Below are 1,473 nucleotides of genomic sequence, written 5' to 3'. Positions count from 1 at the left end.
GGCTCTTCCGGATTGACGGTGCGTGAAACAGGTTCTACTGACCCCAAGATGTAGGTCGGATTTGCGGTGTGAGCCTGCGTGATGTGGGCGGGTCCTGTGGTGTGAGGATGAAAGCTCCTACACAACCACCGCTCACACCAACAGGACCCATGACGCAGCGTAGCGCTATTGCCGACACGATTTGCCGCACCATCGAGCTCGGTGTGACGATCACCGATGCCGCCATCGACGGCGAGGACCGCACCCACCTGTTCTGCCAGCTCCTGGACCCAAAGAACACCTGCCCGACGTGCGGGCAGGCGGGCCGGCTGCGTGATCATGTCGACCGCGAGGTCGCTGATCTGCCGATCGTGGGGCACCCGACCCGGCTGCACCTGACGGTGCCGCGCTACACGTGCGCCACCAGCGACTGCTCGACGTCGATCTTCCGTGCCGACCTCAGCGCGATCGTGGCCCCGCGAGCGCAGGTCACCTGCCGCACCACCACCTGGATTCTGCGGTCGATGATCTGCGACAAAATGTCGGTCACGGCCGCGGCCGCCGCGGTGGGGTTGAGCTGGAACACCGTCAACATCCTGGCCTGCGAGGCGGCGCGGTCCCTGGCGGCCGCACCTGACCGGCTCGCGGGCGTGCGGGTCCTCGGAGTCGATGAGCACAAGTGGAAACATGTTCGTGGCCAGGGGGATTCGAGTTTCGTGACCGTGCTCGTCGACCTCACCCCGTTGGTCGATGGCACCGGGCCGGCACGATTGCTGGACATGGTCGCCGGCCGCTCCAAAGCCGCGTTGAAGGACTGGCTCGACGCCCGCGATCAGGCATTCCGCGATCGTATCCAGGTGGTGACCATGGACGGGTTCAGCGGCTATCGCACCGCGGCGGCCGAGTCGCTGGACAAGGCGCGCGCGGTGATGGATCCGTTCCATGTGGTGCATCTGGCCGCGGAGAAACTCACCCTGTGTCGTCAACGGGTGCAACAGGATACGTGCGGGCATCGGGGTCGCAGCGGGGATCCGCTCTACGGTATCCGCCGCACCCTGTTGACCCGGATTGGGTTGCTCACCGACAAGCAGAAGACCCGCCTGCGCGCCGGCCTCGACACCCGTGACGAGCATGTGGCCGTTGCGGTCACCTACGCGATCTACCAGGACTTGATCGACGCCTACGACCAGCCGAACAAGCGGGACGGGAAGATCGCGATGTACAAGCTGCTCAAACGAATCCACACCGGCCTACCCGCAGGCCTCGCGGAGGTGGCGCAGCTGGGCCGATCGTTGTGGGCCCGACGTGCCGAGATCCTGGCCTACTTCGACACCGGCGCCTCCAACGGGCCAGTCGAAGCCATCAACGGACGCCTCGAGCACCTCCGCGGAATCGCCCTCGGCTTCCGCAACCTCAACCACTACATCTTGCGGTCACTCATCCACTCCGGCCAACTCGCAGAACGACTGCATGCACTCTGAATCCGGAAGAGCC

The 1,473-nt window shown here is 65.2% G+C and carries 1 protein-coding gene; it reads left to right on the top strand.

The window, feature by feature from the left end; genetic code table 11:
- Positions 1–149 precede the first annotated feature (149 nt).
- Positions 150–1,460, top strand: coding sequence for an ISL3 family transposase (locus ACWDTD_RS20500; RefSeq protein WP_223374543.1), 1,311 nt, complete (start codon positions 150–152; stop codon positions 1,458–1,460).
- The last annotated feature ends 13 nt before the right edge of the window (positions 1,461–1,473 follow it).

Source organism: Gordonia sp. NPDC003425, assembly GCF_053588635.1.
The sequence above is the reverse complement of the archived record's forward strand: the minus strand, read 5'-3'. Positions and strand labels throughout refer to the sequence as shown.

Excerpts from the sequence above, each read along its gene's own strand:
- ACWDTD_RS20500 (WP_223374543.1), top strand. The coding sequence starts at position 150 with ATGACGCAGCGTAGCGCTATTGCCGACACGATTTGCCGCACCATCGAG.